Source organism: Agrococcus carbonis, from assembly GCF_900104705.1.
In the GTDB taxonomy this organism is placed as follows: domain Bacteria; phylum Actinomycetota; class Actinomycetes; order Actinomycetales; family Microbacteriaceae; genus Agrococcus; species Agrococcus carbonis.
Map to the genome: position 1 here is coordinate 490649 of NZ_LT629734.1, position 18706 is coordinate 509354.

15 protein-coding genes and 1 pseudogene are annotated in these 18706 nt (G+C 74.4%); 8 read left to right on the forward strand and 8 right to left on the reverse strand.

Annotated elements, in window-relative coordinates; translation table 11 throughout:
- Positions 1–42 precede the first annotated feature (42 nt).
- On the forward strand, positions 43–1191 hold the full coding sequence (locus tag BLT67_RS02425; RefSeq protein ID WP_157674112.1) for an AMP-binding protein: 1149 nt from the start codon (positions 43–45) through the stop codon (positions 1189–1191).
- Positions 1192–1382: 191 nt separating this feature from the next.
- On the opposite strand, the gene ftsY is transcribed toward BLT67_RS02425, so the two are convergent.
- Complete coding sequence (ftsY, locus tag BLT67_RS02430; protein WP_092665563.1) at positions 1383–2252, reverse strand: signal recognition particle-docking protein FtsY; 870 nt, start codon at positions 2250–2252, stop codon at positions 1383–1385.
- 202 nt (positions 2253–2454) lie between these two features.
- Here ftsY and BLT67_RS02435 point away from each other — a divergent pair.
- A pseudogene (locus BLT67_RS02435) lies at positions 2455–3393 on the forward strand (TerC/Alx family metal homeostasis membrane protein); the annotation flags it as partial.
- A 304-nt stretch (positions 3394–3697) separates the two neighbouring features.
- Positions 3698–4561, forward strand: coding sequence for a DNA glycosylase family protein (locus BLT67_RS02440; RefSeq protein ID WP_092665564.1), 864 nt, complete (start codon positions 3698–3700; stop codon positions 4559–4561).
- On the opposite strand, the gene BLT67_RS02445 is transcribed toward BLT67_RS02440, so the two are convergent.
- On the reverse strand, positions 4542–5660 hold the full coding sequence (locus BLT67_RS02445) for a class I SAM-dependent methyltransferase (protein WP_092665565.1): 1119 nt from the start codon (positions 5658–5660) through the stop codon (positions 4542–4544). The genes BLT67_RS02440 and BLT67_RS02445 overlap by 20 nt on opposite strands.
- Before the next feature lie 166 nt (positions 5661–5826).
- On the opposite strand from BLT67_RS02445, the gene BLT67_RS02450 reads away from it, so the two are divergent.
- Together BLT67_RS02450 and BLT67_RS02455 are read left to right on the forward strand one after the other, a co-directional pair.
- Entirely contained in the window at positions 5827–7230 is a 1404-nt protein-coding gene (locus BLT67_RS02450; protein ID WP_157674114.1) for an FAD-binding oxidoreductase, read from the forward strand.
- Between the two features lie 94 nt (positions 7231–7324).
- Positions 7325–7984, forward strand: coding sequence for a hypothetical protein (locus tag BLT67_RS02455; protein ID WP_092665567.1), 660 nt, complete (start codon positions 7325–7327; stop codon positions 7982–7984).
- Positions 7985–8056: 72 nt separating this feature from the next.
- Here the strand turns inward: BLT67_RS02455 and smc are convergent, their stop codons facing one another.
- Positions 8057–11551, reverse strand: a complete 3495-nt coding sequence (gene smc, locus BLT67_RS02460; protein WP_092665568.1) for a chromosome segregation protein SMC — start codon at positions 11549–11551, stop codon at positions 8057–8059.
- 123 nt (positions 11552–11674) lie between these two features.
- Between smc and BLT67_RS02465 the strand changes: the two genes are divergently transcribed.
- Genes BLT67_RS02465 through BLT67_RS02475 form a run of 3 tightly spaced genes read left to right on the forward strand, consistent with a single transcriptional unit; the run spans position 11675 to position 15322 of the window.
- Positions 11675–12760, forward strand: coding sequence for a GNAT family N-acetyltransferase (locus tag BLT67_RS02465; RefSeq protein ID WP_092665569.1), 1086 nt, complete (start codon positions 11675–11677; stop codon positions 12758–12760).
- Positions 12757–13881 carry a GNAT family N-acetyltransferase gene (locus BLT67_RS02470; RefSeq protein WP_092665570.1) on the forward strand — a complete coding sequence of 375 codons (1125 nt, stop codon included), beginning with the start codon at positions 12757–12759 and terminating at the stop codon, positions 13879–13881. Before BLT67_RS02465 ends, BLT67_RS02470 begins: the two co-directional genes overlap by 4 nt.
- A 22-nt stretch (positions 13882–13903) precedes the next feature.
- Positions 13904–15322: an aldehyde dehydrogenase family protein gene (locus BLT67_RS02475; protein WP_092665571.1), complete on the forward strand. Its 1419-nt coding sequence runs from the start codon at positions 13904–13906 to the stop codon at positions 15320–15322.
- A 20-nt stretch (positions 15323–15342) separates the two neighbouring features.
- Here the strand turns inward: BLT67_RS02475 and BLT67_RS02480 are convergent, their stop codons facing one another.
- From BLT67_RS02480 to BLT67_RS02500, 5 genes are read right to left on the reverse strand one after another with little or no spacing between them, the layout of a single operon-like run.
- Positions 15343–15975 (reverse strand): DUF2461 domain-containing protein, encoded by a 633-nt coding sequence (locus BLT67_RS02480; protein WP_092665572.1) that lies wholly within the window; start codon positions 15973–15975, stop codon positions 15343–15345.
- A gap of 34 nt (positions 15976–16009) precedes the next feature.
- The gene (gene mutM, locus BLT67_RS02485) at positions 16010–16891 is read right to left on the reverse strand and encodes a bifunctional DNA-formamidopyrimidine glycosylase/DNA-(apurinic or apyrimidinic site) lyase (protein WP_092665573.1); all 882 of its coding nucleotides are present in this window, start codon (positions 16889–16891) and stop codon (positions 16010–16012) included.
- A 10-nt stretch (positions 16892–16901) separates the two neighbouring features.
- Positions 16902–17588, reverse strand: a complete 687-nt coding sequence (gene rnc, locus BLT67_RS02490; protein WP_092665574.1) for a ribonuclease III — start codon at positions 17586–17588, stop codon at positions 16902–16904.
- 25 nt (positions 17589–17613) lie between these two features.
- Positions 17614–17817, reverse strand: coding sequence for a 50S ribosomal protein L32 (gene rpmF, locus BLT67_RS02495; protein WP_092665575.1), 204 nt, complete (start codon positions 17815–17817; stop codon positions 17614–17616).
- Between the two features lie 3 nt (positions 17818–17820).
- On the reverse strand, positions 17821–18351 hold the full coding sequence (locus tag BLT67_RS02500) for a YceD family protein (protein ID WP_231945544.1): 531 nt from the start codon (positions 18349–18351) through the stop codon (positions 17821–17823).
- Positions 18352–18706: the final 355 nt, after the last annotated feature.

Genomic DNA, 18706 nt, shown 5'->3' on the forward strand with positions numbered 1-18706 from the left:
GAGGCGTCGACGCAGAGGGGGTCCAGCATGCGCCTACGCGGCATGCCGCCGACGCACGCCCGATCGCTGTGGCGCAGCGTGCGCGCCCACGGCTTCACGATCACGGCGCTCGCGCGCCACGCCGCGCGCATCCACGGCGACCGGCTCGGCCTCGTGGTCGACGGCTGGAGCAGCACGTTCCGGCAGCTCTGGCGCTCGGCCGAGGGCGTCGCCGCCGTGCTCTACCTCGGGCCGCTCGAGCGCCGGCCGCGCCCCGTCGTCCTCGCGTGCCGCGGGCCGGCGATGCAGGTCGCGCTCCTCGCCGCCGCCCGGCTCGGCCTCGACGTCATGCCCGTGAGCCCCCGCTCGCTCGACGACTACGCGCGCGCCGTGCCGCGCGACGCGCTGCTCATCCACGACGGCGACGCGCCCGACTGGCACCCCGGCCCGGCCGTGAGCGCCGAGCAGGTCATGGAGTGGAGCTCGAGCGACGGCTCGGGCCTCGCGCGCACGCGGCACCGCGCACGCATCGTGCTGCCGTCGGAGACCGCGGCGGGCACGATCACGCGGCACGTGCAGGGCGCGATGGGCCTGCAGGGCCTGCGGCAGCTCGCGGGCCTGCACGACCGGCTGGGGCTCGAGGGCACGGATGTCGTGCTCGTGTGCGCTCCCCCGCACCGCGGGCAGGGGCTGCAGATGCTCGGCATGGCGCTGCTCACCGGGGCGACGCTCGTGAGCGCCGCGCACACGTCGCCCGCCGACCGCATCCGCATCATCCGCGACCGCTTCGTCTCGGTGCTCTCGGCCTCGCCGCGGCAGCTGCAGGGCATCCTCGACGAGCTCGACCGCTCGGGCGAGGAGCCGCCGCGGCTGCGCCGCATCATGGTCGCCGGCGAGGACATCGGCGCCGATCTCGTGCGGCGCCTCCACGCGACGTGGGGCCCGATCGTGCTCGCCGCCTACGGCACCGTGCAGACCGGCACCGTCGCCGTCGCGACGCCCGAGGTGCTCTCTGCGCACCCCGACACGGCTGGCCGCCGGCTGCCGGGCAGCGACTTCGGCATCGTCGGCCACTCGGGCCGCGGCGACGCGCACGGGCTCCTGTGGGTGCGCGGCGCGCACGCGACCGTCATCACCGAGGATCAGGCGCGCATCGACGACGGCCGGCTGACGATCGTGGGGACGCTCTCGCGGCCGGACACGGCGGACTAGCAGCTCCGGTCTCGTGACGCGTGCGCCTGCGGCGCGCGCTCCTCGACCTGCGAGGTGGTGACGCGTGCGCCTGCGGCGCGCGCTCCTCGACCTGCGAGGTGGTGACGCGTGCGCCTGCGGCGCGCGCTCCTCGACCTGCGAGGTGGTGACGCGTGCGCCTGCGGCGCGCCCTCGTCGACCGACGGAGCCGATCAGCCGACGAGCTGCTCGACGAACACGTGCGGGGTGAAGCCCGTCAGGTCGTCGATGCCCTCGCCCTGGCCGATGAGCTTGATCGGGATGCCCGTGCGCTCCTGCACCGCGAGGATGAAGCCGCCCTTCGCGCTGCCGTCGAGCTTCGTGACGACGAGGCCGGTGATGCCGGCGTGCTCGATGAAGGCCATCGCCTGGTTGACGCCGTTCTGGCCGGTCGTCGCGTCGAGCACGAGCAGCACCTCCGAGATCGGCGCCTGCTTCTCGATGACGCGCTTGATCTTGCCGAGCTCGTCCATGAGGCCGCCCTTGGTGTGGAGGCGGCCCGCGGTATCGATGATGCACATCGTGTGGTCGTGGGCCTTCGCGGCCTCGACGGTCTGGAAGGCGACGGATGCGGGGTCCTGGCCCTCGCGCTCCGGGCGCACGATCGCGCTCCCCGCGCGCTGCGCCCACGTCGCGAGCTGCTCGACCGCGGCGGCGCGGAACGTGTCGGCGGCGCCGACGACGACCGACTGGCCGTTCGCGACGAGGAAGCGCGCGAGCTTGCCGATCGTCGTGGTCTTCCCGACGCCGTTGACGCCGACGACGAGGATGACCGCGGGCCGCTCCTGGAGCGACAGTGTGGGGTCGTACTCGGCGAAGCGCTCCTCGAGCCGCTCCCGCAGCATCCGCTTGAGGTCCTTGGGGTCGTCGACCATGAGCCGGTCGACGTCGGCGCGGAGCGCCTCGATGAGCTGCTCGGTGATGTCGGGGCCGAAGTCGGCCATGATGAGCGCGGTCTCGAGGTCGTCCCACGTCTCCTCGGTGATCGTCTCGCGCTGGAACATGCCCCTGAGCGCGCCGGAGAGGGACCACTTCGCTGCCATGGCTCCATGCTAGGTGGCCCTGGCGCTAGACTCGTGCCCTGGCGAAGGGGAGTATCCCGTCACGCCGCGATCGTCATCACGGAGCCCCGGGGCTCCCGGTCGCGGAGGCGCTTCGAGCGCGGGAGAGACGTTCGCGCCGATTCCCCTACCCTCACGAGAGGCACTGCCCTTGACGACGTATCAGATCTTCGAGATCGCCTCGATGGCGGTCCTGGTCGCCATCCTCATCTTCGACCTCCTCATCGTGGTCAAGCGGCCGCACGTGCCCTCCATGAAGGAGGCGACCGTCTGGGTCGGCATCTACGTGTCGCTCGCGCTCGTCTTCGCGGGCGTCCTCTGGCTCATCGGCGACGGCGTGAAGGCCGGCGAGTTCGTCACCGGCTGGCTGCTCGAGTACTCGCTCTCGGTCGACAACCTCTTCGTCTTCATCATCATCCTGAGCCGCTTCGCGGTGCCGAAGGAGATGCAGCAGCGAGTGCTGATGATCGGCATCCTGATCGCGATCGTGCTGCGCGGCATCTTCATCGTCGTCGGCGTGCAGCTCGTCGAGTCGCTGTCGTGGCTCTTCTACATCTTCGGCGCCTACCTCGTGTTCGTCGCCTGGAAGCAGGCCTTCGGCAGCGAGGACGAAGCGGGCGAGAAGGACAACTTCCTCATCCGCGCGCTCAAGCGCCGCGTCAACTTCACCGACCGCTGGGTGGGCGGCAAGACCCGCATCGAGATCGACGGCACGCGCTACTTCACGCCGTTCCTGCTGGTGATCCTCGCGCTCGGCATGACCGACCTGCTCTTCGCGATCGACTCGATCCCAGCGATCTTCTCGATCACGACCGACCCGTTCCTCGTCTTCGCCTGCAACATCTTCGCCCTGATGGGCCTCCGCCAGCTCTACTTCCTGCTCGGCGGCCTGCTCGACCGCCTGGTCTACCTGCACTACGGCATCGCGGCGATCCTCGGCTTCATCGGCGTGAAGCTCGTCTTCCACGCCATGGAGGCGAACGACCTGCCGTTCATCAACGGCGGCGAGCCGATCACGTGGGTGCCGCACATCGAGACCTGGCACTCGCTGCTCGTCATCCTCGTCTCGATGGTCGTCGCGACGGTCGCCTCGCTCATCAAGCTGCGCGTCGACGCGAAGCGCACCGGCGACGTCTCGCTCCACATCGGCCCGGCCGAGGCCGAGCTCGGCGCCGACGGCCACTACCACATCGTCGACGCGATGGGCACGGCGTTCTACCGCCCGCTGCGCGTCGAGCACACCGACGCCGGCACCCTCCAGGTCGTCGACGCGACCGGCAAGGAGGCGCCCGCCGCCGACTTCGCCGAGGACGTGCTGCGCGAGGCCGCGCGCGAGGACATGGACCCGGAGGACCTCGACGAGGTGCGCCGGCGCCTCCGCGAGGGCCGCGAGTTCGACGAGCGCGGCGACCGGCAGGTCTGAGCGCATGACCGGGGCGCCCGGCATCCTCGCGTGGCTCGCGCCGCGCGCGGTGCCGGGCGTCGAGGTCGTCTCTCCCGCGGGCTACCGGCGCGCCCTCCCCGGGCCCCGGGTCGCGGGCGTCGTCGTCGACGGCGAGGCCGCGTCCACCGACGACGCCGACCTCGCGCGGCTGTTCGACCTCGGCGGCGACGCTCCCGGCACACCACGGGGTGCGGATGCGCGGCGCGCGGCCGACGAGCAGGTCGCCTGGGCGGCGGCACGGCACGGCGCTCCCCTGCTCGCCGACGCGATCGCACGGAGCCCCGCGCTCGCGCAGCCCGGGTGCGCCGACGCGCACGAGATGCTCGTGCGGGCGATCGTCGGGCAGCAGATCACGGTCGCCGCCGCGACCCTGCAGCTCGGGCTGCTCGCCGCGCTCGGCGACCCGCTCCCGGCCGCGCTCGTCGAAGACGGCATCGACCGCTGCTTCCCGACCATGGCGCAGGTCGCCGACGGCGCCGACGTGCTGCGCGGCCCCGCCGCGAAGACCGCGGCGGTGCGCCGGGCGGCGGAGGCGGTCGCGACGGGAGCGATCGTCCTCCCCGCAACCGGCATCGGCCCCGCATCCGACCTCGAGACCATGCGCGTGCGGCTGCTCGAGCTCAAGGGCATCGGGCCGTGGACGGTCGGCTACCTCTCGCTGCGGCTCGGCGATCCCGACGTGCTGCTCATGGGCGACGTCGCGGTGCGGAAGGGTGCGCGGCACCTCGGGATCGCCGACCTCGCGGCACTCGCCGCCGACTGCGCGGGCCACCGCTCGTCGCTCATGCTGCGGTGCTGGGCGGCGGCCGCGGCGCCCTCCCCGCGGCTCAGCACGTCGTCACGGTGACCGTGAACTTCGCGTTCCGGCTCACCTGCCGCGTGGCGCCGACGCGCTCGAGCAGCGGCCGGTAGCCGAGCGGGCTGTTCCACACGCACCACAGCTCGCCGCCGGGCGCGAGCGCGCGGCCCGCGTCGGCGATGAGCCGCTCGGCGATGCCGGTGTGCACGGCGGCGCCGACGTGGAACGGCGGGTTGAGCAGGATGAGCCCCGCCGATCGATCCGGCACGCCCTCGAGGCCGTCGGCCTGCAGGGCCTCGACGCGGTCGGCGACGCCGTTCGCCTCGGCGCTCGCGCGGGTCGAGGCGACGGCGGCCGCCGAGGCGTCGGTCGCGAGCACCCGCACGCCGGGGCGGGCGAGCGCGAGCGCGATGCCGAGCACCCCCGTGCCGCACGCGAGGTCGATCGCGTGCGTCGCATCCGCCATCTCGTCGAGGTGCGCGAGCAGCGTCTGCGCGCCGATGTCGATCGACGTGCCCGCGAACGCCGCGCCGTGCGCGACGACCTCCTGCTCGCGACCGCGCACGACGTGGCGGCGGGCGCGCGGCCAGCTGATGCCCGGGCGCAGCGGCCCCTCGGCGTGGAGCACGCGGGACTTCCGCCACCCGAGGCTCGCGTGCACGTAGCGGAACGAGCGGCCGAGCAGCGCATTCATGCTCATCGTCATGTGCTTGACGCGGCCGCCCGCCACGACGCGCACGCCCTCGTCGGCGTGCGTCGCGACGAGCTCGGCGATCTCGTCGAGCTCGTCGAGCGAGCGGGGCAGCTGCAGCAGCACGAGCCTCGCGCCCTCGACGAGGGATGCGTCGAGGGCGTGGTGCTCGTAGCCCGACATGCCCAGCTCGGCGGCGTTCGCGTCGAGGGCGCGCTCGCCGACGATCGAGTCCTGGTGCACGCGGACCCGCTCAGCCCCGGCCGCGAGCGCGCCGAGGGTGAGGGCGCCGTGCCGGTCGCCGATGACGACGACGTCGGCCGGGAGGCTGCCGCCGACCGCTTTCGCCGCCTCGTCGAGGATGAGCGCGTCGGAGGCGTCGTGCGCCTGCAGCGCGTCGTCCTCGACGTCGGGCCGGCGGCGGAGGCGCGCGAACAGCGCGTCGCGATCGTTCACGCCTCCATGCTCCCACTCACGCGCAGTGCGCTCTGGCGCTCGCGAGCGGTGCGCTCTGGCCGCCCGCGCGCTGGGCGCTCTGGTGCGCTCGCGCGCTGTGCGCTCTGGTGCGCTCCCGCGCTGTGCGCTCTGGTGCGCCCGCCCGCGCAGGAGTACCTTCGCGCGCGTGACCGCGCATCGCGCCGCGACCGGCGCCCGCCCCGACCTCTCCGCCCTCCCCGCGGCCCTCGACGGCCTCGTGACGCTCCCCGGCGACGCCGACTACGACGCCGAGCGCCTCCCCTGGAACCTCGCGGTCGACCAGCGGCCCGCCGCGATCGCGCACCCCGCCCACGTCGACGACCTGCGCGCGATCCTCGCCGCCGCGCGCGACAGCGGGGCGACCGTCGCGGTGCAGCCGAGCGGGCACGGGGCGGGCGGCCCCCGCGCCGGCGGTGGCGATGCCGGCGGCGCGCTCGAGGGCGCGATCCTCGTGCGCACGGGCGCATTCGACCGGCTCGAGATCGATGCGGATGCGCGCACGGCCGTCATCGGGGCGGGCGTCCGGTGGGGCGCGGTCATCGAGGCGCTCGACGGCTCCGGGCTCGCCGTGCCCTCCGGCACGAACCGAGGCGTGAGCGCCGCCGGCTACACCCTCGGCGGCGGCCACTCGTGGCTGAGCCGCTCGGCGGGCCTCGGCGCGCAGTCGCTGCGAGCCGCATGGATCGTGCGGCCGGACGGCACGCACGAGCGCGTCGACGACGCATCCGATCCCGACACCATGTGGGCGCTGCGGGGCGCGGGCGGCACCGTGGGCGTCGTGACGGCGCTCGCGCTCGACCTCATCGAGGCGCCGACGCTCTGGGGCGGGGCGATGATGTTCGCCGTCGAGGACGGCCCGGCGGTGCTGCGCGCGCTCGCCGAGCTCGCCGACGAGGCGCCCGCCGGGCTCAACGTCTTCGTGTCGTCGATGCGGATGCCGGATGCGCCGATGGTGCCGGCCGAGGTGCGCGGCACGAGCTTCGTCGCGGTCGAGGCAGTCGCGCTGTCGGAGGCTGACCTCGGTGCGCTCGACGCCGTGCGGGCGGCCGCCGAGCCGCGGCAGGGGCGCATGGGGCCGACGTCGCAGGCGGCGATCGCGGCGGCGTCGATGGAGCCGACCGACCCGTCGCCGAGCCGCGGCGGCTCGATCGCGCTCGAGCGGCTCGACGAGGCGATGATCGACGCGCTCTTCGACTTCCACGCCCGGCCCGAGCAGGCGCCGCTCGTCGGCGTGACCTTGCGCATGCTCGGCGGCGCGCTCGACGATCCGCGGCGGCCGGGGTTCGCGACGCTCGAGGGCGCGCGCTGGCTGTCGATGGCGCTCGCGCCGATGTTCCCCGGCGCGCCGCCCGAGCCGGGCGCGGCGAGCCTCGCAGGGCTGGATGCGCTGCTGCGGCCAGGTGCATCGGCGCGCCTGCTCCCCACGTTCCTCGAGGAGCACGACACGCTCGAGCGCTGCGGCACGGCCGAGGCGCTCGAGCGGTTGCGCGCGATCCGGGCGGCAGCCGACCCGGACGGCGTGCTGCACGAGGGGCGGCTGCCGCGCTGAAGGACCGCCGGCAGCGCCGGCCGCGCGGCCCGGACGTGCGAGTCGCGCGAAAGGTTGGGCTGTGATCGCGCCTGCCCGCGCCTACCGTGAGGCCATGAGCCGTCCTCTCCCGCGCATCCGCGCATCCCGCCCCGCCCACCGCGCCCTCGTCGCTCCGGTGCTCGGCGGTGTCCTCGCCGCGCTCGTCCTCGCCGGCTGCGCGACCGCCGGCAGCGGCGGCGATCCGGTCGCGCCCGACGCGCCCTCCGCCGCTGCGCTCGACCTCCCGATGCCGAGCGCCGACTCCCCCGTGCTCGCGATCGCGACCGTGCTCGAGTCCCGCGATGCGACGCTGCTGTGCGTGGGCCCCGTGGCGGAGTCGGCGCCGCCGCAGTGCTCGGGGCCCGCGCTCGTGGGGTGGGACTGGGATGCGTACCCGCACGAGGAGACGGGCGGTGTGCGCTGGGTGCAGGGCGTCGCGATCGAGGGCACCTACGACGCCGAGGCGCACGCGTTCACGCCGACCGGCGAGCCGATGAGCGCGGCCGCCATCACGATGCCCGCGGTCGAGGTGCCGGAGGGCGACCTCTCGGAGGAGCGGATCCAGGAGATCTGCGACCGGCTGATGGCGATGGGGCGCGAGGATCTCTTCTCGGCCTGGGGGGACCGCGGCACCGCGGTCGTGCAGGTGCTCTACGACGACGGCTCGATGCAGGAGGCGCTCGACGCCGCCTACGGCGAGGGCGCCGTGTTCGTGATCTCGGCGATGCGGTGAGGGCCGTCGGATGAGCACGCTTCGCCGGATGCTGGCGTGCGGCGCGGCGGACGCTCTGCGCGGGGGCCGGGCTCAGGCGTCGACGGGCTCGCGATCGCGGGCGGTGCGCTGCCCGACGACCGCCGAGACGCCGTCCTGCCGCATCGAGACGCCGTAGAGCGCATCCGCGATCTCCATCGTGCGCTTCTGGTGCGTGATGATGATGAGCTGGCTCGTCTCGCGCAGCTGCTCGAACACCGCGAGGAGCCGGCCGAGGTTGGCGTCGTCGAGCGCCGCCTCGACCTCGTCCATGATGTAGAACGGGCTCGGGCGCGCCTTGAAGATCGCGACCATGAGCGCGACCGCCGCGAGCGAGCGCTCGCCGCCGGAGAGCAGCGAGATGCGGTCGATCTTCTTGCCGGCGGGGCGCACCGTCACCTCGACGCCCGTCTCGAGCAAGTTGTCGGGGTCGGTGAGCGCGAGGGCGCCGGAGCCGCCCGGGAAGAGGATCGGGAAGACCTCGGTGAACGCCGCCTTCGTGTCCTCGAACGCGGCGGCGAAGATCGACTCCATCGTGCCGTCGAGGTCGGCGATGATCTGCTCGAGGTCGGCGCGCGTCTTCGCGAGGTCGGAGAGCTGCTCGGTGAGGAAGGTGTGGCGCTGCTCGAGCGCCTCGAACTCCTCGAGCGCGAGCGGGTTGACGCGGCCGAGCCGGGCGAGCTTGCGCTCGGCGTCCTGCAGGCGCACCTGCTCGGCCTTCCGGTCCCACGTCTCCTCCGGCGCGTACTCGGCGACGAGCACGCGCTCGTCGAGGCCGAGCTCGCTCCCCGCCCGCTCGAGCAGGTTGGAGAGGTGCAGGCGCTGCTCGTACGCCTCCATCTCGGCGACGTGCACGTGCTCGGTGAGCTCCTGCAGCCGCTCGCGCAGGCCGCCCTCGTCGCGGCGCAGCCGGGTGAGCTCCTCGTTGCGGTCGCGGCGCGCGGCCTCGCGCTCGGCGAGCACCTGGCGGGCCTCCTGCACGCTGCGCTCGGCGACGCCGAGCACCGGCGGGATGGCGTCGAGGACCCGCTGCGCCTGCTCGCACTGCCGCTCGCGCAGCACCGCGCGGCGCGCGGCCTCCTCGGCCCGGGCGCGCTGCGCCTCGACGTCGCGCGCGAGCGCGTCGGCTCGCGCGAGCTCCGCGCGCACGCGCTCCCGCGCGGTCTCGAGCTCGATGCGCAGGTCGGTCTCGTCGGCACGCGCCTCCTCGAGCTCGACGAGCAGCGCCTCGCGCTCAGAGGCGTCGAGGATGGGCCGCGGCTTCGCCTCGAAGCGCTCGAGCGCGCGCTGCGCGTCGTCGACGCCGTCGAGCGCCTGCTGGATGCCGCCGCGCGCCTCGGCGAGCGCCGCCTCGGCGCGCTCGTGCTCGCCGGTCGCCGACTCGAGCCGGGCCCGGGCACGCGAGCGCTGCTCGCCGCGGGTCGCCGACGCGGCGTCGTGCGCGCGCAGCGCCTCGAGCGCCTCGGCGGCCGCTCGCTTCGCCTGCTGGTGCGCCTGCCGCGCGTCCTCGAGCGCGCCGGCCTCCCGCTCGATCGCGGTCGAGAGCTCGCCGAGCCGCTCGGTCGCGGCATCGCGCTCGGCGAGGAGCTCGAGCCGCGACTGGCTGTCGTCGCTGCCGCCGCGCAGCAGGTGCTCGGTCATGAGCTCGCCGCGCTTCGTCACCATCGTCACCGGTCCGCCGAGCTCGAGGTCGGCGAGGCGGGGCCCGAGCTCCTGCGCGGCGGCGAGGTCGTCGACGACGTAGGTCCAGGCGAGGATGCCGAGCACGCCGTCCGGCGCCTCGACGACGTCGGGCGCGTGCACGGCGCCGCGCACGCCCTCGGCGGCCGCGTCGATGCGCGGCCGCATGCGCCCCGCATCCGCCACGACCGCCTCGATGCGCCCGAGCGACTCGGCGTGCGCGTGCTCGAGCGCGGCGACCGCCGCGGAGCGCGACTCGGCGAGCACCGCCTCGCCGAGCGTGCCGAGCGCAGCGGCGATCGCGGCCTCGTAGCCCTTCCGCACCTTCACGCGCTCGGCGACGAGCCCGGCGACGCCGTCGAGGCCCGCCTCGACGATGCCGGCGGATGCGTTGGCCTGCGAGAGCGCGAGGGTCAGGGCCGACGTGCGGGCCGCGAGGGCGTCGCGCTCCCGCTCGACGGCGTGGAGCGCGTCGCGGCGATCGTCGAGGGCGCTCGCGAGGCGCGCCTGCGCGTCGTCGGCCTCGCGGTAGGCGGCGGCGAGCGACTCGCTGTCGCCCGCGTCCTCGTCGTCGCCGACCTCGGCGGCCGCCTCGCGCGCCGCGGCGAGCCGCTCGGCGGCGGTCGCGACCTGCGCCTCGCGGCGCGCGACCTCGGCCTCGCGCGCGGCGAGCGTCGACTGCGCGACCTCGACCTTCGAACGATGGGCGGCTGCCTCGAGGTCGTGCTTCGACACGAGGGCGGCCTGCGCGGCGATCTCCTCGTCGAGCGAGTCGAGGTTGGCGCGCGCGAGCGCCGTGCCCGCGGCCGCCTTCCCGAGCGCCGCCTCGGCCTCGGCGACGCGCTCGCCGAGCGCCGCAGCCTCGTCGCGCACCGCCTGCACCATCTCGGGCGTCACGAGCGGCGCGGCGTCGATGGCCTCGGGCGCCTCCTCGAGCAGCGCGAGGCGCTGACCCGCGAGCGCGTGCAGCGACTGGAGGCGCGAGAGCTCGCGCTCGAGCGCGTGGGCGACCGTGCGGGCGCGGTCGACGTCGTCGCCCGCCATCGACGCCTCGATGCGGGATGCGCGCAACTGCGCCTGCTCGAGCTGCTCCTGCAGCACGATGCGCTCCGACTTCCGCTCCGACTCCGAGCGGGCCGCCGAGTCGAGCTGCGCGCGCAGCGCGATCACCTCGTCGGCGATGAGGCGCGCGCGGGCGTCGCGCACGGTCGCCTGGATCGTCGCGGCCTCCTTGGCGATCTCGGCCTGCTGGCCGAGCGGCTTCAGCTGCCGCCGGATCTCGCCGGTGAGGTCCTGCAGGCGCGTGACGTTGGCCTGCATCGCGTCGAGCTTGCGGAGCGTCTTCTCCTTGCGCCGGCGGTGCTTGAGGATGCCGGCGGCCTCCTCGATGTAGCCGCGGCGGTCGGCGGGCGTCGCCTGCAGCACGTTGTCGAGCTGCCCCTGGCCGACGATCACATGCATCTCGCGCCCGAGGCCCGAGTCGCTCAGCAGCTCCTGCACGTCGAGCAGCCGGCACGACTCGCCGTTGATCGCGTACTCCGAGCCGCCGTTGCGGAAGAGCGTGCGCGAGATCTGCACCTCGGCGTACTCGATCGGCAGCGCGCCGTCGCTGTTGTCGATCACGAGCTCGACGTGCGCGCGCCCGAGCGGCCCCGTCGTCGCGGTGCCGGCGAAGATGACGTCCTCCATCTTGCCGCCGCGGAGCGTCTTCGCGCCCTGCTCGCCCATGACCCACGCGAGCGCATCCACGACGTTCGACTTGCCGGAGCCGTTGGGCCCCACGACGCACGTCACGCCGGGCTCGAACTGGAACGTCGTCGGGCGCGCGAACGACTTGAAGCCCTTGACGGTGAGGGTCTTGAGGTGCATGCGGCTCCCGGATCGTGCTCGCACCACCGTAGTCGTCGCACCGCGTGTTGCGCGCCAGGCGCGCGCGACCCTATCCTGCAAGGCTGCCCGCCGGCATGGCGCCGGTGCCGAGCGGCAGGATCCATGCACCTCGACATCCGCCCCGCGTCTCCCCTGCCCGACCACCTGCGCTCCGATGACGACAGCCCGGCCGCGATCGAGCTGCGCCTCGCGCACGCGCTCAACGACGCGAGCAACGCCGAGCGCTACGGCGCCGGCCTCTACACGAACACCCTCGAGGAGTTCGCGGCGCTCCTCGAGCCGGACGGCACCGAGCGCATCGACCGCTGGCACGCGTGGCAGGGCGACCGGCTCGTCGGCGCGCTCACGGTCTACGCGACGCTGCTCGACTCGACCGACGTCGCCGCGATCGAGGCGCAGCTCTCCCCCGGGCTCGCGGCTGCGGAGCGCGCGGAAGCGGCGGATGCCCTCGTCGCGCTCGGGGTCGAGCAGGCGGGCGCGCTCGGCCGTCCGACGATCGTCGCCTCCTCCCCCGGCGCGCGCTCGGGCCCCGTCACGGCCCGCACCGGGCACGGCGCCGCCGACCCGACGCATCCGGAGGTCGCACCCCTCGTCGCGCGCGGCTTCGCGCTCGAGCAGGTCTACCGCGTGAGCGTCGCCCACCTCGGGCGGCTCGACGACCTCGATGAGCGCCGCGCGGCAGGGCTCGCGCGCGCCGCCGGCTACGAGCTCGTGCGCTGGGTCGGCGAGACGCCTGCCGAGCACCGGCCGGGCATGCGGATGCTGCACGAGCGCATGTCGGTCGACGCGCCCGTCGCGGGCCTTGCGTGGGAGGCGGAGACCTGGGACGACGCGCGCCTCGCGGCGTTCGAGCAGAGCCGCCAGGGCGGCGGCCGCACCCTCGTCACGGTCGTGGCGCGCGATCGCGCGACGGGCGAGCTCGCGGGCTTCTCGAGCCTCATCCTGCCGACCACCGGGGATGTCGCGCGCCAGCACGACACGCTCGTGACGACGGCGCACCGCGGGCACGGGCTCGGCATGCTGCTCAAGCTCGACAACATGGTGCGGCTGCGCGAGCTGCGACCCGAGCTCACGCGCATCGCCACGTGGAACGCCGAGGAGAACCGTCCCATGCTCGCCGTGAACGAGGCGTGCGGCTTCGAGCCCGTCGCCTACGAGGCGCAGTGGCAGCGGAAGGACGCGCGATGAGTGCACCGCGGCTCGAGTGGCTCGAGCTCGAGACGCCCGACGACGACTTCGACGAGCCGCGGCTCTCGCTCGTCGCGCGCTACGTCGCGGCGGCGAACCGCGTCACCCAGCACCACTGGGGCGACGACGCGTTCGACACGACGGTCGACGAGATCGTGGCGAGCCTGCGCCATCCCGACGACGAGATCGCGCGCCGATTCCTCGTGACCGAGGGCGGGCGCGACGTGGGCCGCGCGATCGCCGCGATCAACCGCGAGGAGGGCTCCCGCGTCGCCTACGTCTCGGCGTGGGTCGTCCCCGACGAGCGCGGCCGCGGCATCGGCCGGGCGATGGCCGAGCGCCTCGAGGCGGTCGGGCGCGAGCTCGGCGCGACGACGCTGCAGGGGTGGGTCGACCACCGCGTGCCCGCGGAGGGCGAGGCGGGCCTCCGCCCCGCGAGCGGCCACGGCGCGATCGCGGTCGACGCGCCCACTCGGCTCGCGACGTCGCTCGGGTATGCGCTCGAGCAGGTCGACCGCATCTCCGAGCTCGACGTCGAGGCGGCGCGTGCCGACCTCGAGCGGCATCGGGCGGATGCGCTCGCGCACGCGGGCGACGTGTACGAGGCACGCTCGTGGCAGGGCGCGACCCCGCCCGAGCTGCAGGACGCGATGGCGGCGCTCCGCGCCCGCATGGCGACGGATGCGCCGTCGGCCGGCCTCGACGTCGACGACGAGCAGTGGGACGCCGCGCGCGTGCAGCGGCTCGAGGAGGAGGTCACCGGCAGCGGCCGCACGCTGCTGCAGGCGGTCGCGATCCACCGGGACAGCGGCGAGGCCGTCGCGTTCACCGTGCTCGTGCTGCCCGACGCCGGCCGCCCGGCCTTCCAGGAGGACACGCTCGTGCGCGCCGACCACCGCGGCCACCGCCTCGGCATGCTCGTGAAGACCGAGAACCTGCTGCAGCTCGGTCGCCTGCACCCCGACCGCACGCGGGTCATCACCTGGAACGCGAGCGAGAACCGGCCGATGCTCGCCGTCAACGAGGCGCTCGGCTTCGTCGCGGTCGGCGCGGAGGGCGCGTGGCAGAAGCGGCTCGCGCCGGTGCAGGGCGCAGGCGCCGACGGCGCGGCGGAGGCATAGGCGCGCCTGCGACCATGTGCCCATGAGCGACCGCGCAGCCACCGACGCCCGCCCCGAGACCGAGCACCGCGCATCCGTCGACGGCCTCGCCGCCGAGCTGCGTGAGGCGGTCACGAGCGGGGTGACGCGCTCGCGCGAGCACCGCGCGCAGCAGCTCGACGGGCTCGTGGCGATGCTGCTGCAGCACACGACGCGGTGGGAGGCGGCGCTGCGCGCCGACCTCGGCAAGAGCGAGGTCGAGGCGCACCTCACCGAGATCGGCTACGTCGTGGCCGAGGCGCGCGCCGCGAAGCGGTCGCTGCGGCGCTGGATGGCGCCGACGCCGCTCCTCGCGCCGCTCGCGCTGCAGCCCGCCGTCGCGCGGACCGTGCCCGAGCCGCTCGGTGCGGCGCTCATCATCGGCCCCTGGAACTACCCCGTGCAGCTCGTGCTCGCCCCACTCGTCGGCGCGATCGCTACGGGGTGCGCGGCCGTCGTGAAGCCGAGCGAGGTCGCGCCCGCGACGTCGGCGCTGCTGGCGGAGCTCGCGCCGCAGCACCTCGATGCGCGCTCGGTGCGCATCGTCGAGGGCGGCGTCGACGAGACGACGGCGCTGCTCGAGCAGCGGTGGGACCTCGTGTTCTACACCGGCAACGCCCAGGTCGCGCGCGTGGTGGCGGCCGCGGCCGCGAAGCACCTGACGCCCACGGTGCTCGAGCTCGGCGGCAAGAGCCCCGCCTACGTGCACCGCTCCGCCGACATCCCCGCGGCCGCGCGCCGCATCGCGTGGGGCAAGTGGCTGAACGCCGGGCAGACGTGCGTCGCCCCCGACCACATCCGCGTCGACCGCGAGGTCGCCGACGAGCTCGTCGAGGAGCTGCGGCGCGCGACCGCAGAGCAGCTCGGCGATCCGCGCACCTCCCCCGACTACGCGCGCATCGTCAACACCCGCCACCTCGAGCGGCTGCGAGGCCTGCTCAGCGGCGGCACCGCCGTGATCGGCGGCGAGGTCGACGCGGACGACCGGTACGTCGCGCCCACGATCCTCACCGACGTCGACGACGCATCCGCCGTCATGCAGGAGGAGATCTTCGGCCCCATCCTGCCGGTGCTCCCCGTCGACAGCGTCGACGGCTTCATCGAGACGATGCGCGGCGCCGAGAAGCCGCTCGCGCTCTACGTCTTCGCGAGGGACGCGGATGCGGTGCGGCGCGTCGAGCGCGAGACCTCGTCGGGCGCGCTCGGCATCAACATCGCGGTCGCGCACGTCGGTGCTGCGGCGCTGCCGTTCGGCGGCGTGGGCGAGAGCGGCACCGGGGCGTACCACGGCAAGCACTCGTTCGACGCGTTCAGCCACCACAAGGCCGTGCTGTCGAAGCCGACGGGCCTCGACACGCTTCGCGTGATCTACCCGCCGTTCAGCGGGTGGCGCGCCCGGCTCGCGCGGCGCATCCTCGGCTGAGCCGCCGCCCCGCCCCCGGCCTATCGCTTCGACGCGATGTGCGAGACCGCCCACCCCACGAGCGGCTGCAGCTCGTCGACCGTGTCGAACAGGGCGTCGAGCAGCGCGGGACCCGTCGCATCCGCCTCGTCGACGTGCTTGCGCGCGGTCATCCACCGGTAGCGCAGCAGCGCGATGCGCGGGTGGTCGGCGGCGATGCCCCGCGGCGCGGTCTTCAGCTGCTCGCCGCCCATCGCGTAGCCGGCGCCCTCGAGGTCGCGCACGATGCCCTCGAGCTCGGTGCCCGGCCCGACCGCCTCGACGGCCGCGCGGTAGGCCTTCGTCATCGACGCATCCCCGAAGAAGCCGCCGCCGAGCGAGACGCCCGAGGCGTCGAGGTTGAGGAACCAGCCGATGCCGGGCGCCCGCTGAGCGAACATGCCCTGCCGCGTCTTGTAGGGCGTCTTGTCGTGGCTGAAGCGCACGTCGCGGTAGGGCCGGTAGACCTTGACGGCGCTCGCGACGGGCTCGAGCTCCTCGGCGAGGGCCTCGAACGGCGCCCGCACGTGCTCGTCGTAGCGCGCCTTGTTCGCGAGCCACCAGGGCCGCTCGTTGTGCACCTCGAGCTCGCGGTAGAAGGCGAACGCGTCGGGGTCGAATCCGTCGAAGGCCATCGATCCAGGCTAGGACAGCCGGGTGGGCGTCGCCTCAGGCCGCGAGCCCGCGGGGGCGGCGCTGGCAGCGCGGGCAGCGCGTCGACGAGCGGTTGGCCCACGCCTCGCGCACCATCGTGGTGCCGCAGCGCGGGCAGGGGCGGCCGCCGCGGCCGTAGGCGTTGAGGCTGTGCTCGAAGTAGCCCGCCTGCCCGTTGACGTTGACGTACTGCGCGTCGAACGACGTGCCGCCCTCGGCGAGCGCCTGGTCGAGCACCGCCCGCACGTGGCCGAGCAGCTCGAGCGCCCGCGCCTGCGTGAGCCGCTGCCCCGGCGTCAGGTAGTGCAGCCGCGCTCGCCACAGCGCCTCGTCGGCGTAGATGTTGCCGATGCCCGAGACGAGCTGCTGGTCGAGCAGCGCGGCCTTCACGCCCTGTTTGCGCTGCCGCAGCCGACGGGCCACGGCGGATGCGTCGAAGGCGGGGTCGATCGGGTCGAGCGCGATGTGCGCGGCCTGGTCGGGCACGCCGTCGTGGACGGGCCGCACGGCGAGCCCGCCGAAGATGCGCTGGTCGGCGAAGCGCAGCTCGAGCGGTCCGTGGACCGGCTGCTCGAGCAGCAGGCGGATGCGCGTGTGGCGGTCGGGTGCGGCGCCCGGCTCCCGCACCAGCATCTGGCCGGACATCCCCAGGTGCGCGAGGAGCGCATCCGTGCCCGTCTCGCCCGACTCGGGGCGGAGGGGGATCCAGAGGAACTTGCCGCGGCGCTGCGGAGGCTCGAGCGTGCGGCCGCGCAGCGCCGCCTCGAACGCCGCGGCGTCGCCGTCGTGGCGGGCGATCGAGCGCTCGTCGAGCACCTCGACGCCGTCGATGCGGGCGCCGGTGACGGCCGGGGCCAGGCCGGCGCGCACGACCTCGACCTCGGGCAGCTCAGGCATGGTGGGCCGCTCAGGCGTTCGCGGCGCTGAGCTGCTGGTGGGCCGAGAGCGCGGCGGCCATCTCGGCGACCTTCTTGCTCGAGCCGGTGCCCGTGGCGACCGCGCGGCCGTCGATGAGGACGGATGCCGTGAAGGTGCGGGCGTGGTCGGGGCCGGCCGCCTCGATCTCGTAGATCGGCGCGCCGAGGCCCTGGGCTGCGGCGATCTCCTGCAGCGCGGTCTTCGGGTCGAGCGCGGCGCCGGTGCGGCCGGGATCGTCGAGCAGCGGGCCGACGAGGCGCAGCACGAGCTCGGCGGATGCGGTGTGCCCGGCGCTGAGGAACGCGGCGCCGAAGACGGCCTCCATGGTGTCGGCGAGGATCGACGGCTTGTCGGCGCCGCCGGACGCCGCCTCGCCCTTGCCGAGGAGGATGTGCCGGCCGAGGCCGATGCCGCGGGCCACCTCGGCGAGCGCGACGGTCGAGACGACGCCGGCGCGGCGCTTGGCGAGCTCGCCCTCCGGCGCGTCGGGCAGACGTCGGTAGAGCTCGATCGTGATGGCCTGGCCGAGGATGGAGTCGCCGAGGAACTCGAGGCGCTCGTTGTGCGGCACGCCCCCGTGCTCGTAGGCCCAGGAGCGGTGGGTGAGCGCCAACACGAGCAGCTCGGGGTCGATGTCGACCCCGAGCTGTTCGAGCAATGCGCCCGTGTCCGTCATGCGACGGCGATCCTCGTGAGAGGGATCAGACGTCGGCGACCTTGCGGCCCTTGTACTCCATGTACAGCGGGGTGCCGGCCGAGTCCTCGACGACCTTCGCGCGGTGCGGGAGGCTGTAGACGGTCTTGCCGCCCTCGATGGTCTTCACGAGCTTGGGCGCGACGGCCTTCCACTGCGAACGGCGCGCGCGGGTGTTCGACCGCGACATCTTCCTCTTGGGAACAGCCATTGCTCACTCCTTCTTCGACGCCTGGGCGTCATCTTCCGACTGGTCGTCGGCTAGGTCTGGTGCGAATCCCTGGAGCGCAGCCCATCGAGGATCGATGGTCTCCTCCGGCACGAGCTGCGTGCCCGGCTCGAGCCGCTCCCCTGTCTCAGGATCGAGCCCTGCACAGTCCGGTCGGTCGACCGGTTGGAACGGCAGCGCCAGCACGACCGCGTCCCGGACCACCGAAAGCACGTCGACGGTGTCGTCGACGACGAGGTAGTCGGATTCCGACGCACCATCATACGCGAACAGCTCGAGGAAGTCGACATCGACGTCGAGGTCGAACTCGGTGAGGCAGCGCGCGCAGGTCGCGCGGGCGACGACGGAGGCGCTGCCCGTGGCGAGGATGCCCTCATGCACGCTCTCGAGGCGCACGTCGAGCTCGGCAGGCTCGTCGGGCTGGACGGCCGCGAGCCCCTCGCCGACCTTCTCGCCGAAGGGGGCCGTCAGCTCGTGCTCGCGCATCTCGCCCGGCTTCCGCGCGATGTCGCGCACAGAGATCACGAACGGGTGGGAGGAGGCCATGCGCCCAGTCTACGGGCCACCGCTGATCGCGCCGTGCGACCCCGCCCCTCCGTGTACGGAAGCCCGCTACCGCGCGCTCGCCGGTCGAGGAGCGCGCGCCGAAGGCGCTCGCGTCACGAGACCCGCGCCCGCTCCCGTGGTGCTCGACGCTCCCTCGCCGCTCGACGCTCCCTCGCCGGTCGAGGAGCGCGCGCCGGAGGCGCTCGCGTCACGAGACCCGCGCCCGCTCCCGTGGTGCTCGACGCTCCCTCGCCGGTCGAGGAGCGCGCGCCGGAGGCGCTCGCGTCTCGAGACCCGCCGTCGGCCCGGGCGGGTTGTCCCCACC

Bases quoted from the DNA above. Each gene is read 5' to 3' on its own strand.
- BLT67_RS02425 (WP_157674112.1), top strand. From the start codon at position 43: ATGCCGCCGACGCACGCCCGATCGCTGTGGCGCAGCGTGCGCGCCCAC.
- ftsY (WP_092665563.1), bottom strand. From the start codon at position 2,252: ATGGCAGCGAAGTGGTCCCTCTCCGGCGCGCTCAGGGGCATGTTCCAG.
- BLT67_RS02440 (WP_092665564.1), top strand. From the start codon at position 3,698: ATGACCGGGGCGCCCGGCATCCTCGCGTGGCTCGCGCCGCGCGCGGTG.
- BLT67_RS02455 (WP_092665567.1), top strand. From the start codon at position 7,325: ATGAGCCGTCCTCTCCCGCGCATCCGCGCATCCCGCCCCGCCCACCGC.
- smc (WP_092665568.1), bottom strand. From the start codon at position 11,551: ATGCACCTCAAGACCCTCACCGTCAAGGGCTTCAAGTCGTTCGCGCGC.
- BLT67_RS02465 (WP_092665569.1), top strand. From the start codon at position 11,675: ATGCACCTCGACATCCGCCCCGCGTCTCCCCTGCCCGACCACCTGCGC.
- BLT67_RS02470 (WP_092665570.1), top strand. From the start codon at position 12,757: ATGAGTGCACCGCGGCTCGAGTGGCTCGAGCTCGAGACGCCCGACGAC.
- BLT67_RS02475 (WP_092665571.1), top strand. From the start codon at position 13,904: ATGAGCGACCGCGCAGCCACCGACGCCCGCCCCGAGACCGAGCACCGC.
- BLT67_RS02480 (WP_092665572.1), bottom strand. From the start codon at position 15,975: ATGGCCTTCGACGGATTCGACCCCGACGCGTTCGCCTTCTACCGCGAG.
- mutM (WP_092665573.1), bottom strand. From the start codon at position 16,891: ATGCCTGAGCTGCCCGAGGTCGAGGTCGTGCGCGCCGGCCTGGCCCCG.
- rnc (WP_092665574.1), bottom strand. From the start codon at position 17,588: ATGACGGACACGGGCGCATTGCTCGAACAGCTCGGGGTCGACATCGAC.
- rpmF (WP_092665575.1), bottom strand. From the start codon at position 17,817: ATGGCTGTTCCCAAGAGGAAGATGTCGCGGTCGAACACCCGCGCGCGC.